Consider the following 17,338-nt stretch of genomic DNA (forward strand, 5'->3'; position numbering starts at 1 on the left):
GGGCCTTTCGTCGCGGGTTGCTGTAGCCGTTCATTATAGATAAGGGCAAGGGAGGGCGTGCGAGAAGAACGGGCGTGGTAGACGCCGGCACGTCATGGGGCATTGGGCCGTGGGCGGGGTTCAGGCTGCCGGTTCCCGTTGTTCCCCTCTTCGGAGCGTAACAACGGGACTCAAATCCAGGAATCGGGTAGGTTCGTCCCGGTTGTTACACCCTGCGGAGCGTATCAACGCCCCAGCGGCAGCTCGGCATCGTCGGCTGCCGCCATGCCGGGCCGGCATTGACCGTCGTGGCTCTCCGTCCTTTGCTACAGCTCGCGCCGCTCGTAGAGCTTGAGCGAGACCGCTGCGGAGATTGCCAGCACCACGGCTGAGAAGGCGACGCACGCAGTCACGCCGCAGGCCATGCCCGCCGGCGTCTCCAGCGCCTCGAGTGCTGCGGAGACGAGCTCCATGCCCGGGATGCCGCCGTCGAGCATGCCGCTGTTGCCAAGGATGACGACCGGGACTACAAAGAGCAGCACGATTACTGTGGGCAGAATCTGCGTGGCGCGCGTCTGGCCCAGGCGGAAGTAGAGTGGCGTCACCACGCTCGCCACCACCGATCCTATGAGCAGGGTGAAGCTCGTGACAAAGGCCATGGGCCCCAGCAGGTCGGCGTCGAGGGCGAACGCCTCGCCCACCTCGCCGCCGATGCCCAGCGCGCTGACCGCCCCGATGGAGATGAGGGCGCCCACCAGGCCCACGGCCATGCCGAGCAGGCCGAACGTCACGATGGCGGCGTAGCGGCCGAGCACGACGTCCCTCCGGGAGAGAGGCAGCGTGAGCCTGAAGAGCTCCCAGTGGTTGAGCTGGTCGTAGGCGGCCAGGCCCATCGCGCTCATCATGAAGAACATGCAGGTCAGCGTTGCGGGCATCGCCAGCGGGGTCTGCATGCCCAGGCCGATGCACAAGGAGACGAGAAGCCCCAGCCCCACAAGCTGGCGGGCGTAGTCGCGAAAGACCGTCATTTCAATCAGGTAGGCGCGCTTCATTATCGGACACCGCCCTTCAGGGTGAGGGTCATGTAGTCGTCGATGGTCATGCGGTCGCAGGGAATCTCCGGGAAGCGACGGGCAAAGTCGTAGCGGTCGGGGACGAGCACGTCGATGCCGTAGTCGTGGCGCAGGTAGCGAAGCTCGTGCTCTGGCACCATGCCCGCGTCCGCGATCTTCTCGAGGTCCGCCACGCGGCAGCGAGCGATGCCCATCTCGTCCGTGATGACGTCCTTGGGCAGGTCAAAGATGATGCTGCCGGCGTCGATGCAGACGATGCGGTCCGCGATGCGCTCGAGGTCGCTCGTGATGTGGCTGCTCATGAGGATCGCATGTCCCGGCTCGGCCACGAAGTCGCGCAGGCGGTCCAGAACCTCGTCGCGCGCCATGGGGTCCAGGCCCGCCGTCGCCTCGTCCAGGATGAGCAGGCGCGCGTCGTGCGCAAACGCGCAGGCTAGGCTGAGCTTCATGCCCATGCCGCGGGAGAGCTCCTTCACCGTCTTCTTGGCGTCCAGGCCAAACTCCGTGGTCATGCGCTGAAAGCGATGCGCGTCCCACGTGGCGTAGGCGCGCGCGTAGATGCGGCTGACGTCCGCCACCTTGAGGTGCTCCGGGAGCGAGATCGCGTCAAAGACCACGCCGACCTGCTCCTTGGTGGCTGCGCCCGAGGTGCGGGAGAGCTCCTCGCTCGGGCAGCCGAGCACGCTGGAGGTGCCGCCGTCGGTGGGGAAGAGGCCGAGAAGCGCCTTGATGGTGGTGGACTTTCCGGCGCCGTTCTGGCCCACAAAGCCTACGACCTCGCCTTCGTTGACCGTGAGGTCCACGCCTTGCAGCGAGAACCCGTCGTAGTGCTTGGTGAGCCCGCTGGCCTCTATGAGGGTGCTGCTCATGCTGACGTCCTTTCTACGCGAGGTTCTTCTCGCGCATCACTCCAGTGCCAGGGCGAACATCTCGCCGAGCTCGTCGTCCGTGAGGCCCATCGCGCGGCCGGCGTCCACCGCTCGCGCCATGTGCGCCTCCACCTGGCGAAGCTGCTCCTCGCGGATGAGCTCGGCGTTGCCGCCGGCCACGTAGGTGCCCTTGCCCTGCACGGTCTCTATGAGGCCGGCGGCCTCCAGGTCCGCGTAGGCGCGCTTGGTGGTGATGGCGCTCACGCGAAGGCTGTTGGCCAGGGCGCGGATGCTGGGCAGCCGCTCGCCCTCCGCGAGCTCGCCCGAGACGATCGCCGCCTTGATCTGGTCGGTGATCTGCTCGTAGATGGGCTTGCCATTGGAGTTGGAGATGATGATGTCCAAGTCGTGTCCTTCCTGCTCGCCCGTCGGGGCGTCCCCCTGGGGCGGTGGGAGCGGCCGGACGTCTCGGCCTCTCCCTCGGCATACCGTGTATATCCGATAAGTACAGTATATACTCACCTATACACAGTGCAAGGGGGAATTTGGAAAAGCGTACGCGTGTCATCTGCAAAACCGCATGCGAGTATCTTTGACGTAAAGGAGGTGCCCGTGATCTACGTCATCGATTCGCCTGAGCATCCGCTCCCTGTTGCGGACGCGTCGGAGGGACTGCGGTCGCGCGTGACGAGCGTGCCGGTTGCTAACTGGGGCGATGCGCTCACGCCGTGGCCTGCCCCCGCGCTGCGCCCGGGCGAGAGGGACTTTGGCGGCCGTGCGGACGCGACGCTCGCCTCGCTCGCCGAGCTGCTGGACCGGACTCCCGGACCCCATGCCATCTGCGGCTACTCGCTCGGCGGACTCTTTGCGCTCTATGCGTTCGTGCGCGAGCCGCGCCTCTCGGCATGCGCGTGCCTCTCGGGCTCGGTCTGGTACGAGGGCTGGGTGGAGTGGCTGCGCACGAATGCGCCGGACTGCGTCGGACGCTACGCGTTCTTCTCGGTGGGGAAGAAGGAGAAGCGCGCCGGGCTGCCGTTTCGCCACGTGGAGGAGGACCTTGCCTCCTGTGCGGACATCCTGCGAGAGCACGGTTGCAGGGTGGATGTGGCGCTCGGCCCCGGCAACCACATGCAACACCTGGCCGAGCGCCTCGCCACGGGCCTTTCTGTGCTGGACTCTGTAAATTGGGGACAGTCCCCAATTTACAGACGCATGTAGAGCAGCGGGTAGGGGCGGCCCTCCTCGTCGAGGTCGGTGCGACGGTATGTTGAGAAGCCCATATGCTCGTAGAAGCCCACCGCCTGCGGGTTCTGCTCGTTTACGGTGAGCTCGGTCACGCCGAGGCGCTCGATGCCGTGGGTGAGAAGCTGACGGCCGAGACCCTGGCCGCGCACGTCCGGGTCAAGGAAGAGCATCTCCAGGCGGCCATCCTGCGCGCCCATGAAGCCCACGGGCTCGCCGTCCCTCTCGGCTACGACAAGTGTCTCTACGCCCGCGAGTGCCTGCGGGACGAACGGCTTGATCTCGGCAATCTCGCCCTCGGAGAGAAAGTCGTGCGTGGCGCGCACGGAGCTCTCCCACACGCGGGTGAGTTGGTCGATGAGCTCCGGAGTGCGCTCGGTGACGATGAAATAGCTGTTCACGGATCCTCACATTCCCTTGAATCCAGTCTGACGCAGCGCCTCATAGAGCACGATGGCCGCGGCGTTGGAGAGATTGAGCGCGCTGATGCGGTAGTCCTCCGGGTTCACGAAGTTGCCGCAGACGTCCTGGGCGAGCAGCGCGGCGTGGTCGTCCTTCTGGGCCGGCGCGCCCCAGCTCTGCGCGTTGTCGAGTGAGGCGACGTCCGGCAGCATGGGGATGCGCTCGCAGCACGGCGCGTGCGCCGCCAGCAGCTCCTCGGTCAGGCCCACGCTCTCGCAGCCAAAGACAAGGTAGTCGCCGTCCTGGTAGCGAGCCTCGACGTAGGTGCGCCGCGCCTTCTTTGTGAGGAGATGCAGGCGCGCGTCCGGTCCGGCGGCAGTGAGAAACGCGTCCCAGCTCTCATGCACCGTGACATTGAGGTTCTCCCAGTAGCCGAGGCCCGCGCGGTGCAGGGACTTCTCGTCAAGCGAGAAGCCGAGCGGCTCCACGAGGTGCAGGCGCGATCCCGTGACTACGCACGTCCTCCCAATGTTTCCGGTGTTCGCCGGAATCTCCGGCGCCACGAGCACGATGTTGAACATCTATCTCAGCTCCTCGCTGGCGGGCAGAACTAGGGATGTGCAAAACACGCCTTCGGGACAGGATATCTCCGATTCGAATGCAAAACTTGCCTTCGGGTCAGTGGATTTTGCCTCCAGAGGGACGATATGAAGCAAAGCAATTAAAATAATGATAATCATATCTGCGATAACGCTGTCATGCTCATTGCTGACGAGCAGATTTCCACTGACCCGAAGGCGGGTTTTGCAGTCTGATGCTGGATTTACTGACCCGAAGGCTTGTTTTGCACGGCGGAAGACCGCCGTGCCGGCACGCTCCTTGCGGGTGAGGCGGGGAGCGCGGGACGCTGCACGGCGGCATGAGATCTCAGGGCTCGACGGCAGGCATCGCGCCGCCACGGCCCGCTATACTATCGTGAGCAGCAAGACAGCAACACGCAGTTCGAAAGGAACCTCATGATCAAGGACCTGGTGCACGACGACGCCATCCTCTCCACTCCGTGCGAGCCCGCGACCGCCGAGGACGCCCCCGTGGCGCAGGACCTCGTTGACACGCTTGCCTCCATTGACGACGCGGTCTGCCTGGCGGCCAACCAGATCGGCGTGACCAAGGCCATCATCGCCTTCCAGGATGACAAGGACGAAGTCCACGTCATGTACAACCCCAAGATTCTCATGGGCCTGGGTGGAGCCAAGGTTGAGGAGAGCTGCCTCACGCACGAGGAGGTCTCCAAGGTCACGCGCTTTGCCAAGATCAAGGTGTCGTTCGACGACCTCGTGGACGGGCAGCTCAAGGCCCGTCGTCGCGACTACGTGGGCTGGACCGCGCAGATGATCCAGCACATGGTCGACCACTGCAAGGGCAAGCTGGTCTAGCATGTCTCCTCGCGCCGAGGTCGCCCCGGACCACATAGAGGTTCGGGGCGCTCGCGTCCACAACCTCAAGAACATCGACGTCGACATCCCCCTGAACGAGCTCGTGGGGGTTGCCGGCGTTTCTGGTTCGGGCAAGAGCTCGCTTGCGCTGGGCACGCTCTACGCGGAGGGCTCGCGACGCTACCTCGACGCGCTCTCCACGTACACGCGCCGTCGCATCTCGCAGACGGGGCGAGCCACCGTGGACGAGGTGCTGCACGTTCCCGCTGCGCTCGCCCTGCGCCAGCGCCCCGCGGTGCCGGGCGTCCACTCGACCTTTGGCACCTCCACCGAGCTCCTCAACTACCTGCGACTTCTCTTCTCGCGCCTGGGCAGCCACGTCTGTCCCAACGGGCATCGCGTGCCACCCTCCATGGACGTCGCCCTGGGCCGTGCCACGCGCTGCCCCGTCTGCGGCGTGGAGTTCATGGGACCCGGCGCGGAGGACCTCGCCTTCAACAGCGGCGGGGCGTGCACGACGTGCGGCGGAACCGGCGTGGTGCGCACCGTTGACGAGGCCTCGCTCGTGCCCGACGAGAGCATATCCATCGACGACGGCGCGGTGCTGCCGTGGGGCTCGCTCATGTGGGACCTCATGAAGCAGGTGTGCGGCGCCATGGGCGTGCGCACCAACGTGCCGTTTTGCGAGCTCACGCCCGAGGAGCGCGACATCGTCTTCCACGGCCCCGCGGTCAAGAAGCACATCCTCTACCGGTCCAAGAAGGGCGACGACTTCGCGGAGCTGGACTTCACGTACTTCAACGCGGTCTGCACGGTGGAAAACGCGCTCTCCAAGGCCAAGGACGAGAAGGGCCTCGCGCGCGTGTCTCGGTTCCTGCGCGAGGACGTGTGCCCGGACTGCGGTGGCACGCGCCTCTCTGCCGCAGCCCGCGGCCCGCGAATCGATGGCATGAACCTCGCGGACGCCACGGCGATGACGCTCGACGAGCTCGATGCCTGGGTGCCCACGGTGCCAGGGCTCGTGCCGGAGGAGATGCGGCCCATGGCGCGGGCGATCTGCGCCGAGACGGACGAGCCCATCTGCCGCCTCCGCCAGCTTGGCCTGGGCTACCTCTCGCTCGATCGCGCGAGCTCCACGCTCTCGACGGGCGAGCGCCAGCGCGTGCAGCTGGCGCGAGCGGTGCGCAACCGCACGACGGGCGTGCTCTACGTGCTTGACGAGCCGTCGATAGGCCTCCATCCCTCCAACGTGGAGGGCCTGCTCGGCGTGGTGGACGACCTGCTGGCAGACGGCAACTCCGTCGTGCTGGTGGACCACGACGTCCGCGTGCTGCGCCGCGCGGACCACCTGATCGAGATTGGTCCCGGGTCGGGCGCGGACGGCGGTCGCGTCATCGCCCAGGGCAGCGTCGAGGAGGTCGAGAAGAACCCGGCGTCGCGCATCGGCCCCTTCCTCTCCGGGGCGCGGCGCGTGCGCGCTCGTGTACGGGCCGCGGCAGGGGAGGTCTTCTCGGCGGGGTCGCTGCGCCTCGAGACGGACGCCATCCACACCGTGCGCCCGCTCGCGGTCGAGATCCCCCGCGGGCGGCTCACGGCGGTGACGGGCGTCTCGGGCTCCGGTAAGACGACGCTCGTGCTGGAGAGCTTGGTTCCGGCCCTGCGGGCCGCCATCGCGGGCGAGCCGCTGCCGGCGCACGTTCGCTCGGTCGAGGCCGAGGGCCTGCGCCGCGCCAACCTCATCGACGCCACGCCCATTGGGGCCAACGTGCGCTCGACGGTCGCCACCTACTCCGGCGTCCTCGACGATCTGCGACGTGCCTACGCCAAGCTTCCGGAGGCCCGCGATCGCGGCCTCAAGGCTGGCGCGTTCTCGTACAACACCGGGTCGCTGCGCTGTCCCACGTGCGACGGCACGGGACAGATATCGCTCGACGTGCAGTTCCTGCCGGACGTGGACATCCCCTGCCCGGACTGCGGCGGCGCGCGCTACGCGCGGGAGGCGTGGGAGGTTCGCCTGGCAGGCGACCTGAGTCTGCCGGAGCTGCTCTCCTATACGGTCGACCAGGCCCGGGAGGCCCTGTCGGAGACGGGGCTGCGCTCCGCCAAGGGCAAGCTCGAGGTGCTGCACGACCTCGGTCTCGGCTACCTCACGCTGGGGGAGGCCACGCCCGCGCTCTCGGGCGGCGAGGCCCAGCGTCTCAAGCTCGCGAGCGAGCTCACGCGCGACCAGGCAGGCTCGCTCTTCGTCTTTGACGAGCCCACCATCGGTCTGCACCCGCTTGACGTGGAGGTCCTTCTCGGCGTGCTGCAGCGCCTCATCGAGAACGGTGCCACCGTCGTGGTGATCGAACACGACCTGGACATGATCGCCAGTGCGGACTGGATCATCGACATGGGGCCCGGTGGCGGTGACGCGGGCGGGCGCATCGTGTGCGCGGGCACGCCCGAGCAGGTTGCCGCATGCGAGCAGAGCGTGACCGGTCGCTATCTGTAAGTTGGGGACAGTCCCCAATTTACAGATAGCCCTAGCAGCGGTGGGCGCTCGGACAGATGTCCTCGAGGACGCAGCCGTCGCACTTGGGGGAGCGCGCGGAGCAGGTGTCGCGGCCATGCTTGATCCACTGGTGGTTGACCGGTCCCCAGAGCTCGCGCGGCAGCAGGCGAAGGAGGTCCTGCTCGGTCTTGAGGGGCTCCTTCTCGTGCGTCTTGGGGGAGAGCGCGAGGCGGTGCGCTATGCGGTTGACGTGCGTGTCCACCGCGATCCCCTCCACGATCCCAAAGCCCACGTTCATGACGATGTTCGCGGTCTTGCGCCCCACGCCGGGAAGGCGCGTGAGCTCCTCCATCGTGTGCGGGACCTCTCCGCCAAACTCCGAGACGATCATCTGCGCGCACTCCACGCAGTGACGCGCCTTGGACTTGTAGAAGCCGAGGCTGCGAATGTACTCGGAGACCTCCTCGGGCGAGGCGGCGGCCATGGCCTCGGGCGTGGGAAAGCGCTCGAAGAGCGCCGGTGTGACCTTGTTGACCTGCGCGTCCGTGGTCTGAGCGGAGAGCAGGACGGCAATCGTCAGGCGAAAGGGGCTCTCGTGGTCGAGAAAGCACTCGACGGGGCCGTACTTCTCGTCAAGGCGGCGGCACACCTCGACGGCGCGGTCGATTTTGGCCTGCTTGGTCTCTCGCGGCATGGCGCTCCCTCCCGGCTCTCTTGCGTGACCAAGATGATAGCTTGCACAAAACGGGACGTGCCTGAAACATGCAGAAAGTTGCATGCTTCAGGCACGTCCCGTTTTGTGCACCGTTTTGTGCAAGTTTCTGAGAAGTTCAATTTGATTCTGTGGTAGAGTGCTTGATATTGAACTTATGAGCCCATCTAGTTCAATTTGACTCTCAAATTGAACCTCAAGGAGCCGTGATGGACGGAACGACCTTCGCCGATCGCCTGCAGCAGGTGATGGCCGAGAAGAACCTCAAGCAGGCGGATCTCATCCACATCGCTGCCGAGCTTGGGGAGAAGCTCGGAAAGAGCCAGGTCAGCCAGTACGTGAGCGGCAAGGTCGTGCCGCGCGCCAATGTGATGCGCCTGCTCTCCTCGATTCTGGACGTCGAGGAGGCCTGGCTCGCCTCGGGGGACGGGGGGCGAGCTTCCGCGCGGCCTGAGACCGCCTCCACGACCCCGTCTGACAGCGCAACCACAAAGAGGAGCAGCACCATGCGAGAGTTCAAGAAGTCCAACAAGCTCGACAACGTTCTCTACGACGTCCGCGGTCCTGTTGCCGACGAGGCGGCCCGCATGGAGGACGAGGGCACGCGCATCCTCAAGCTCAACATCGGCAACCCCGCCCCGTTTGGCTTCCGCACCCCCGACGAGGTGGTCTACGACATGCGCCAGCAGCTGCCGGACTGCGAGGGCTACTCGGACTCCCGCGGCCTCTTCTCCGCGCGCAAGGCCATCATGCAGTACGCGCAGCTCAAGCACCTGCCCAACGTGACGATGGACGGCATCTACACGGGCAACGGCGTTTCCGAGCTCATCCAGCTCTGCATGAACGCGCTGCTCGACACCAGTGACGAGATCCTCATCCCCAGCCCGGACTATCCGCTCTGGACCGCGTGCGCCACGCTCGCGGGTGGTACCCCCGTGCACTATCTCTGCGACGAGCAGGCCGAGTGGACGCCCGACCTCGCGGACATGGAGTCCAAGGTCACGAGCAACACCAAGGCCATCGTCATCATCAACCCCAACAACCCCACGGGCGCTGTCTATCCGCGCGAGGTGCTCGAGCAGATCGTTGAGATCGCTCGTCGCCACCAGCTCATGATTTTCTCGGACGAGATCTACGACCGCCTGTGCATGGACGGCTACGAGCACATCTCCATCGCCTCCCTCGCTCCCGACCTGCCGTGCGTCACCTTCTCCGGCCTCTCCAAGTCCCACATGGTGGCGGGGTATCGCATCGGTTGGATGATTCTCTCCGGCAACAAGCGCTGCATGCAGGACTTCATTTACGGAATAAACATGCTCTCCAACATGCGTCTGTGCTCCAACGTGCCCGCCCAGTCCATCGTGCAGACGGCGCTCGGCGGCTACCAGAGCGTGGAGCGCTACGTGGAGCCGGGCGGCCGTGTCTACGAGCAGCGCAACTACGTCTACGAGGCGCTCAACGCCATCGACGGCATCACGGCGGTGAAGCCCAAGGCGGCCTTCTACATCTTCCCCAAGATCGACGTGAAGAAGTTCAACATCACGGACGACGAGCAGTTCGCCCTTGACCTGCTGCACGAGAGGCACATCCTCATCACGCGCGGCGGCGGCTTCAACTGGCCCGAGCCCGACCACTTCCGCATCGTCTACCTGCCGCGCATGGGCGTGCTGCGCGAGGCCATGACCGACCTGGCAGACTTCTTCGCACACTATCGCCAGGCCTAGGCCGCACGCTGCGTTTGTAGGGTACTTTTTTGGCACCTCCTCAAGTACGACCGGGGAGGTGCCATTTTTCTGCCTGCGATTTTCTGACGAGATAGTTGTTGGGTATTTAAGGCTCATGGAAAAAAGTACCCAACTTATGAATGTCCTGGCGGAGGTCGTGGGCAAGCGCCTTCTATGACGAGATTGGGACGATGCTCCATACGTCGTCGAAGGAGATGCGCTCGCGCGCGATCGAGAACGCGCGAAACTCGGGCTCCACGCTGCTCACCACGCCCGTTCGCTCCGCATAGGCGGTGCCGTCGTAATGGGTCACGCGCACGAGCTGGCCGCGTTTGAGGCTGGCAAGCTCCGCCGAGATGCGCGCCGCGTCCTCCTCCCCGGGATCGCGCCGCGGCTCGCACACGTGCTCCCTCCTGCGCACGAGGTCGTAGTAGCCGGTGAGCGCGGCAAACGGCATGAACTGCGCGGCCCTCTCCGCGCGGCGTCCCGTGTCCCGACTACTCATGATGGCCTCCTACCTGCTGGTTTCTCTCCCGTGCCGTGGCCTCCGGCCTCAGGCTGATGCCGCGCACGAGGGCGTTCTTGCCAAACCTGCGCTTCACGGCCATCGTCGCGCGGGCGAGGCTCTTCTCGGCCGTGTTTGCCGCGGGGTCCGAGAAGAGCGTGAGCTCCGCGTACTCCTCCGGCACGAGCTCCCCTGCGGCTATGTTGACGCGCCTGACGGCACGGTTGGGGTCTACGACCTCAGCGTAGAGGGTCAGAAACGCCGCGGTGAGCGCCTCGCGCGAGCTGGTGGCCTCGGCGAGCTTGCGCGAGGCGTTGGCTCCCTCCCCGCGCCGGCCGACTACGCGCGTCCCGTGCTCGCCCGTGAAGGTCTGTGCGGGCGTCCCGGCCTCGTCGGCGCCCCCGCGCTCGTGCGCGTAGCCCACGAAGAGCGAGATATGGCTGCAGACCAGGCCCTTGTCAACGAGCTCGAGCACGAGGCCGTCCACCATCTCGCGCAGGATCGTGCCGGCCTCCTCGAAGCTGTAGTCGCGCATGAGGACCTGCCCGGAGCCCATGGAGTGCGCGCGCGGGCGATACGCGTGAATCTCCGCCATGGTGCAGGGCTCGATGCCCCAGGCATGGTCTATGAGCAGCTCTGCGTTGATGCCAAACTCGTCGTAGAGCCCTCGCTCGTCCAGCAGGGCCACGCCGCCCATGTCGTGCGCCCCCATGCGGGCGAGCCTTCGCGCGATGCCCGGGCCGATCCCCCAGATGTCCGTGATGGGGCGGTGCGGCCAGATGAGGCACTTGTAGCGCTCTTCGTCCAGCTCGCCTATGTGGTCCTCCACGTGCTTGGCCGTGATGTCGAGCGCGACCTTGGCGAGGAAGAGGTTGGTGCCTATCCCCGCGGTGGCGCAGACGCCCGTCTCCCGGAGCACGAGGTCCATGAGCATCGTGGCGAGCTCCCGGGGCGTCTTGCCGTAGAGGTCGAGGTAGGGGGTCACGTCTATGAAGCACTCGTCGATGGAGTAGACGTGGATGTCCTCTGGCGAGAAGTACCTCAGGTAGAGCTCGTAGATGTCCGCGGAGACCTCCATGTAGCGCCGCATGCGCGGGGGCGCCATCTCGTAGTCGATGCCCCCCGGGATCTCGAAGACGCGACAGCGGTTGCGCACCCCCAGCGCCTTCATGGCAGGCGAGATGGCGAGGCAGATGGTCTTGGGTCCGCGCGTGGGGTCTGCCACCACAAGACGGTGCTCGAAGGGGTCCTTCCCGCGATCAACGCACTCCACGGAGGCATAGAAGCACTTGAGGTCTATGCAGAGATAGCTGCGCTCCATCGCCCCCTTGCCCCCTCGGTTGCCGAATCAAACACGTGTTCTCTTTATGAGTCTATGATGCTCCTGGCGACGGACGCGAATCGTCTGGGGCGCGCGCATCACAAAGACTGCAACACTTGTTCTGGTATAGTGACGAGAAGGACAGGAGGGTGAATGAGGGCGTTCATAGCCATAGAGCTGCCGGAGGCGTTTGCGGACGAGGTCGACGAGCTCGCGCGTGGTCTTGCGGGCGTCTGCGAGGGCCGCTTCGTGTCGCAGGAGAACCGCCATATCACGCTCGCGTTTCTCGGCGAGGTGGGAGAGGCCGAGACGCGCTCCGCCATGGGGGCGCTTGACGCTGCGTGCGGAGGGCGGGGTCCCGTGCCGCTGCAGCAGTGCGGCCTTGGTACCTTCGGACGCTCCCGTGACGCCACGCTCTGGCTCGGCATCGAGAAGGACCCGCAGCTCATGGGGCTTACCGCCCGCGTGCGCGAGGAGCTCTCCGCCCGCGGGCTCGCCTATGACGAGAAGGACTTCCTACCGCACGTGACGCTCGCGCGGCGGGCGCGCGTGCCCCGCGGGTCGCTGGGGGACCTGGCGTTCCCGCTTCCGGACGAGGCGACGCGCGTCACGCTCTTCAGGAGCATCCTCGGACCGGACGGTGCCCGCTACAAGCCGCTCTACACCTGTCCCCTCTTGGCGGGCTAGCCGTTGATCCTCTCGAGGAAGACGTCGCCGTAGCGCTCGGCCTTCTTGGCGCCCACGCCGGAGACGCCGAGGAGCTCCTCGACCGTGCTCGGCCGCTTGGCGCACATGTCCACGAGCGTGGCGTTGGAGAAGATGAAGTACGACGGCACGCCCTGCTCGCGCGCGAGCTCGCCCCGAAGCTCGGAGAGCCGAGCGTAGAGCTCCCGCCCCGCATCGTCCAGCTCGGAGACGTCCGTGGCGGCCCGGGTCTTGGCGGGGGCGGCGGGGACGCGCTCGACGCGCGGGGCGCCTCGCGCCACCTTGAGCACGAACGGCTCGTCCCAGGGTGCCTCCCGGCGCAGGAACGGCCCCGAGAGCCCGGTGAGCTCGATCGTGGGATAGTCCCCTCCGGTGCGCGCGAGGATGCCACGGAAGACCAGCTCGTCCATGATGGCGCGCACGCGCGCGGCGGGGACGTCGGCCATGATGCCGTAGGTTGAGAGCGAGTCGAAGCCGCGGCGCAGGACCTTCTCGCCGCGCGATCCACGCAGCACGTCCACGATCATGGTCGCCCCGACGCTGCGCCCGCGCTGGGCGACGCGCGCGACGCAGCTCACCACCTTGAGGGCGTCCGTGGTGGCGTCCACCTCCTCGAAGTCCGTGAGGCAGTTCCCGCAGTTGCCGCAGTAGGCTGGCGCCTCCTCGCCAAAGTAGCGCAGGATGTGGGCGCGCAGGCACTCGGTGGTGGTGGCGTAGAAGACCATCTGGCGCAGCCGCTCGGCGTCGCGCTCGGCGAGCGCCTCGACCTGCTCGGACGTGAGCCCCTCGCGAGGCTCGCTCCGCGAGAGCAGGAACTCCGCCGTGTGAACGTCGCCGGGGGAGTAGAGCAGCAGGCAGTCCGCCTTGGTGCCGTCGCGGCCCGCGCGCCCGGCCTCCTGGTAGTAGTTCTCCAGGCTGAGCGGCAGGTTGTAGTGGACCACGTAGCTCACGTTGGACTTGTCGATGCCCATGCCAAAGGCGTTGGTGGCCACCATCACGCGCGCTCGGTCGTAGAGGAAGTCCTCCTGGTTGCGCTCGCGCTCCTCCGCGGAGAGCCCCGCGTGGTAGCGCGTGGCGGCCAGCCCCTCGTCGCGCAGCAGCTCGCAGACCTCCTCCACGGCGCGTCGGCTCGAGCAGTAGACGATGCCGGAGAGACTGGCGCGCTGGCGGACAAAGGTAACAAGCATGCGGTCCTTCTCGGCAGCTCCTCGCGGGCGCGAGACGGAGAACGAGAGATTCGGCCGGTCAAAGCTCGCCACGACCACAAGGGGGTCCCGAAGCCCCAGCGCGGCCAGAATGTCCTTGCGCACGGCGCGGGTGGCCGTGGCCGTGAGCGCCATCACGGGCGGACGCGCGGGCAGTGCCTCGAGAAACTCAATGATGCGCTGGTAGCTGGGCCTAAAGTCGTTGCCCCACTGAGAGATGCAGTGAGCCTCGTCCACGGCGAGGAGCGCCACGCCGCGCGCGGAGACGGTCTCCAGGAAGGCCGGGTCGTCAAGGCGCTCCGGCGCCGCGTAGACGAGGGCGAGCGCCCCCGAGGCCATGCCGTGGAGCACGCCTGCGCGCTCGCTGGCCGAGAGCGTGGAGTTGAGGAAGCTTGCCGCCACGCCCATCTGGCGCAGCGCTCCCACCTGGTCCGCCATGAGCGAGATGAGCGGGGAGACCACGAGCGTGAGCCCGCCCGTGCGCGCGGCGAGCGCGAGCGCCGGCACCTGGTAGCAGATGGACTTGCCGGCGGAGGTTGGCATGACGGCCATGATGTCGCGGCCTGCGAGCACGGCGTCCACGATCTCCGCCTGGTGCGGCCGGAAGCTCGGGTAGCCAAAGGTGGTGCGCAGTATGTCGAGGGGCGTCGCGTCCGCCATGGGGCTCCTGTCGCCGGGTTCTTCTCGCCCCATTATGCGCCTTGGGCCGGACGGAAATCGCCCCTCGCCACGCGGCTTTGTCGCGCTCGGGTCGTGCCGCTCGTGCGTCGCCCGTAAGCCGCGGCACCGTTCGCCGCGGCTTACGGAGCGCTTACGTTCTCGTGCCGCGCGGCCGATATCCTGAACGCTTCAGGTGATTTCCAGGCGACCCCGCTTTTGCGGGGCGGCGTCCGCATCCTATCTCCGAGGGGAGCGATGAGAGAAAGCAGGGAGATAGTCGCTCGGGTTCGCGCAGCAAGGCGGGATCCGCGTGCCGCCGACGAGCTCGTACGGAGCTACCTCCCGTTCATCAAGGCGGAGACGGCAAAGTTCATGGGCCGGCCGCCGCAGGAGGGACGAGACGACGAGCTGGGGATCGCCATGTATGCCTTTCACGAGGCGGTGATGACGTACGACCGCGCGCGAGGAGCGTTCATACCCCTCGCCGCCCTGAGCATCAGAAACCGCCTGATTGACTTCAGGCGCAGAGAGAGCAGGCACGCCGAGGTGGTCTCTCTGGACGAGCGGCGCCCGGCGTCCGACGACGAGGACGACCGCCCGCTCGTTGAGACGCTGGCTGCAGAGAAGGACGAGATCTCGGAGCGCGAGACGCGTCTTGCGAGCCGGGCGGAGATAGCGGAATTTGCCTCGCAGCTCAGGGACTTTGGGATAACCCTCTTTGACGTGACGGAGAGCTGCCCGCAGCAGCGGCGCACGCTCGAGGCGTGCGGCAGGGCCCTTGCGCACGCCCGAGCCAACCCCGAGCTCCTGGAGCGTCTTCTCGCCACCAAGAAGCTGCCGATCACCGACCTTGCCCGCGGCTCCGGGGTGGAGAAGAAGACCCTCGAGCGCCACCGCACCTATCTCGTGGCGCTGCTGCTGGCCTACACCAACGGCTTCGAGATCATCCGCGGACACCTCCACAAGATTGTGGAGCGCCCGGGAGGTGACGCACGATGAGGTACCTGATCATGGAGTGCGCGCTGAGCTACGCGGTGGCCCTTGACGAGGAGGGGCGCTTCCTGCGGGTTCCCAACCTCGGATACGAGATGGGCCAGGTGGTCGAGGACGTCGTCCTCTTTGGGGAGGGGGAAGTCCTTGAATTCGGGGCCCGCTCGGCGAGAAGAACCCGCGGGCGTGTGGGGCTGATAGCCGCCGCGGCGTGTCTCGTCGTTGCCGTTGTTGCCGGTGGCGTGCTGTGGCGTCTGCCAATCGGCACGGTGTACATGAGGATCAATCCCGAGGTGAGCATGGAGGTCAACCGGCTTGACCGCGTGGTCTCCCTCGAGGGAGAGAACAACGACGGCGCCGAGCTCATCGCCGGCTTCTCCTATTACGGCCGGACGGTCGACGAGGTCACGGACGACTTGGCGGAGCTCGCCGAGGACGAGGGCTATCTCGACGAGGGCGGGACCATCGAGGTGACGGTCGAGTCCGAAGACGAGGGGTGGAAGACCGCGACGGAGGACCGGCTGATCGTGGAGCTGGAGGTGCACCTCGACCACAGGGTGACCGTGACGGTGCCGGGCGTAAGCGATGACGTCATGAGGCCAGAGCCGGGGGACGCTTGGGATGACGATGCGGCGGACGATGCGGTCGAGGGGGATGCGGAGACGCCGCCCCCGAGCGTGCCCGCTGGCGACGAAGACGACGACGGGGACGACGACTGGGACGACGATGGCGACGACGGGGACGACGGCGATGACGGGGACTGGGACGACGACAGCGACGACGACGGGGACGATGACGGCGACTGGGACGATGACGATGACGATGACTAACCCGCCTTCCGAACGGCGTCCCTAGCCCCGCGTTCTTCTCGCCAGATCTTTTTTCGAGCGACCCCGGTTTTGGTGATGCCCCCTGCGCAACCTCTCACCGCAAGGCAAGAAGAAGGCACGACAACCTCAAGGAGGACACCATGAAGAGCACGAGCCTGAAGAGCATCCTTACCAGCGCGACGATGGGCGTTGCCCTTGCGGCGGTTCTCGCGGGATGCGGGTCGACCACCACGACGAATCCCCCCGCGCAGACGAACGAGGCCCAGGTCGAGGCCCAGGCGGAGACTCCCGTCTCCCAGGCGGTGGGCACCCTGCTCCTGAGCGTCAACCCCGAGATCGAGATCGAGTATGACAACAAGGGCCTGGTCACCGAGATCGAGGGAGTGAACGACGAGGGCCGAGGCGTTGTGGGCGGCTATGGCGGGTACGAGGGGCGTGAGTGTCGGGAGGTGGTCTCCGAGCTCGTGGGGGAGATCTACGAGGCGGGCCACTTCAACCAGACCGTCGACGGACACGACCGAAACGTTGTCGTGAAGCTCGAGCAGGGCTCGAGCTACCCGGGGGAGGACTTCCTTCGCAGAATCGAGAGCGGCGTTCGCGAAACGGTCGGCGGGTTCGGCCTTGCGTCCGACGCCCTTGCGGTGGCGCCCGAGCAGCTTGACGACCGCGGGTACATCGGCCTCGATGCAGCCAAGGACATCGTCTTGTCTCAGCTGGGGCTGAGCGAGGCAAGCTTCAACGACCACGAGTACGAGCTCGATGACGGCGTCTACGAGATGGAGTTCACGTCCGGCGGCGTGGAGTACGAGTATGAGGTCGACGCTCGCACGGGCAAGGTCCTCGAGGCTGACATCGACGGCAACGACGACTGGGATGACCGCGACGACTGGGATGACTGGCACGACGACCGCTACGATCGAGACGACGACTGGGACGATCGAGACGACGACTGGGACGACGATGACGACCTGGATGACCGTGACGACTGGGACGACGACCGCGACGACGATCGCGACGACTGGGATGACGACCGCGACGACGACTAGCTGACGGCTGCAATTCACTCTCGCGTGAGGCGGGCCCGGTGCCCGCCTCGTTTTTGCGTCGTTGCGGAGCGGTCGCGAATCGCCACCATACATCCCGCGCGATTCCGGGGAAGTTTGCCCAGTTGACGAGAAGAACGTCACGCAG

At 66.4% G+C, this 17,338-nt stretch carries 17 protein-coding genes; 8 read left to right on the forward strand and 9 right to left on the reverse strand.

Annotated features, from left to right (window positions below):
- Positions 1-305: 305 nt before the first annotated feature.
- From B5F79_RS04735 to B5F79_RS04745, 3 genes are read right to left on the reverse strand one after another with little or no spacing between them, the layout of a single operon-like run.
- Positions 306-1,031 carry an ABC-2 transporter permease gene (locus B5F79_RS04735; RefSeq protein ID WP_087218110.1) on the reverse strand — a complete coding sequence of 242 codons (726 nt, stop codon included), beginning with the start codon at positions 1,029-1,031 and terminating at the stop codon, positions 306-308.
- Positions 1,031-1,921 carry an ABC transporter ATP-binding protein gene (locus tag B5F79_RS04740; protein WP_087218113.1) on the reverse strand — a complete coding sequence of 297 codons (891 nt, stop codon included), beginning with the start codon at positions 1,919-1,921 and terminating at the stop codon, positions 1,031-1,033. Before B5F79_RS04740 ends, B5F79_RS04735 begins: the two co-directional genes overlap by 1 nt.
- A 36-nt stretch (positions 1,922-1,957) precedes the next feature.
- Positions 1,958-2,326, reverse strand: coding sequence for a GntR family transcriptional regulator (locus tag B5F79_RS04745; protein ID WP_087218116.1), 369 nt, complete (start codon positions 2,324-2,326; stop codon positions 1,958-1,960).
- Positions 2,327-2,533: 207 nt separating this feature from the next.
- On the opposite strand from B5F79_RS04745, the gene B5F79_RS04750 reads away from it, so the two are divergent.
- Positions 2,534-3,139, forward strand: a complete 606-nt coding sequence (locus B5F79_RS04750) for an alpha/beta hydrolase (RefSeq protein WP_206391037.1) — start codon at positions 2,534-2,536, stop codon at positions 3,137-3,139.
- Here the strand turns inward: B5F79_RS04750 and B5F79_RS04755 are convergent.
- Positions 3,124-3,564 (reverse strand): GNAT family N-acetyltransferase, encoded by a 441-nt coding sequence (locus tag B5F79_RS04755; RefSeq protein WP_087218120.1) that lies wholly within the window; start codon positions 3,562-3,564, stop codon positions 3,124-3,126. The genes B5F79_RS04750 and B5F79_RS04755 overlap by 16 nt on opposite strands.
- Positions 3,565-3,570: 6 nt before the next feature.
- A complete protein-coding gene (locus tag B5F79_RS04760; protein WP_087218124.1) occupies positions 3,571-4,146 on the reverse strand; it encodes a tRNA (cytidine(34)-2'-O)-methyltransferase in 576 nt (191 codons plus the stop codon).
- Between the two features lie 435 nt (positions 4,147-4,581).
- Between B5F79_RS04760 and B5F79_RS04765 the strand changes: the two genes are divergently transcribed.
- Positions 4,582-5,001, forward strand: a complete 420-nt coding sequence (locus B5F79_RS04765) for a peptide deformylase (RefSeq protein ID WP_087218128.1) — start codon at positions 4,582-4,584, stop codon at positions 4,999-5,001.
- 1 nt (position 5,002) lies between these two features.
- Positions 5,003-7,495, forward strand: coding sequence for an excinuclease ABC subunit UvrA (locus B5F79_RS04770; RefSeq protein ID WP_087218131.1), 2,493 nt, complete (start codon positions 5,003-5,005; stop codon positions 7,493-7,495).
- A 31-nt stretch (positions 7,496-7,526) separates the two neighbouring features.
- Here the strand turns inward: B5F79_RS04770 and nth are convergent, their stop codons facing one another.
- Entirely contained in the window at positions 7,527-8,189 is a 663-nt protein-coding gene (nth, locus tag B5F79_RS04775) for an endonuclease III (protein ID WP_087218134.1), read from the reverse strand.
- A gap of 227 nt (positions 8,190-8,416) precedes the next feature.
- Here nth and B5F79_RS04780 point away from each other — a divergent pair, with 227 nt between their 5' ends.
- Positions 8,417-9,931, forward strand: a complete 1,515-nt coding sequence (locus tag B5F79_RS04780; protein WP_087218137.1) for an aminotransferase class I/II-fold pyridoxal phosphate-dependent enzyme — start codon at positions 8,417-8,419, stop codon at positions 9,929-9,931.
- A gap of 172 nt (positions 9,932-10,103) precedes the next feature.
- On the opposite strand, the gene B5F79_RS04785 is transcribed toward B5F79_RS04780, so the two are convergent.
- Together B5F79_RS04785 and B5F79_RS04790 are read right to left on the reverse strand one after the other, a co-directional pair.
- The gene (locus tag B5F79_RS04785) at positions 10,104-10,436 is read right to left on the reverse strand and encodes a hypothetical protein (protein ID WP_087218140.1); all 333 of its coding nucleotides are present in this window, start codon (positions 10,434-10,436) and stop codon (positions 10,104-10,106) included.
- Complete coding sequence (locus B5F79_RS04790; protein WP_087218143.1) at positions 10,429-11,757, reverse strand: Y-family DNA polymerase; 1,329 nt, start codon at positions 11,755-11,757, stop codon at positions 10,429-10,431. Before B5F79_RS04790 ends, B5F79_RS04785 begins: the two co-directional genes overlap by 8 nt.
- Positions 11,758-11,910: 153 nt before the next feature.
- On the opposite strand from B5F79_RS04790, the gene thpR reads away from it, so the two are divergent.
- Positions 11,911-12,444: an RNA 2',3'-cyclic phosphodiesterase gene (thpR, locus tag B5F79_RS04795; protein ID WP_087218146.1), complete on the forward strand. Its 534-nt coding sequence runs from the start codon at positions 11,911-11,913 to the stop codon at positions 12,442-12,444.
- Here thpR and recQ read toward each other — a convergent pair.
- Complete coding sequence (recQ, locus tag B5F79_RS04800; RefSeq protein ID WP_087218149.1) at positions 12,441-14,327, reverse strand: DNA helicase RecQ; 1,887 nt, start codon at positions 14,325-14,327, stop codon at positions 12,441-12,443. The two genes, thpR and recQ, sit on opposite strands and share 4 nt — an antisense overlap.
- A gap of 255 nt (positions 14,328-14,582) precedes the next feature.
- Between recQ and B5F79_RS04805 the strand changes: the two genes are divergently transcribed.
- From B5F79_RS04805 to B5F79_RS04815, 3 genes are all read left to right on the forward strand, one after another.
- Positions 14,583-15,326, forward strand: a complete 744-nt coding sequence (locus B5F79_RS04805) for a sigma factor (protein ID WP_087218152.1) — start codon at positions 14,583-14,585, stop codon at positions 15,324-15,326.
- The gene (locus tag B5F79_RS11130; RefSeq protein ID WP_206391040.1) at positions 15,323-16,147 is read left to right on the forward strand and encodes an anti-sigma-I factor RsgI family protein; all 825 of its coding nucleotides are present in this window, start codon (positions 15,323-15,325) and stop codon (positions 16,145-16,147) included. Before B5F79_RS04805 ends, B5F79_RS11130 begins: the two co-directional genes overlap by 4 nt.
- Positions 16,148-16,287: 140 nt before the next feature.
- Entirely contained in the window at positions 16,288-17,193 is a 906-nt protein-coding gene (locus tag B5F79_RS04815) for a PepSY domain-containing protein (protein ID WP_206391042.1), read from the forward strand.
- Positions 17,194-17,338: the final 145 nt, after the last annotated feature.

Origin of the sequence: Olsenella sp. An285, from assembly GCF_002159625.1 — a bacterium.
In the GTDB taxonomy this organism is placed as follows: domain Bacteria; phylum Actinomycetota; class Coriobacteriia; order Coriobacteriales; family Atopobiaceae; genus Thermophilibacter; species Thermophilibacter avicola.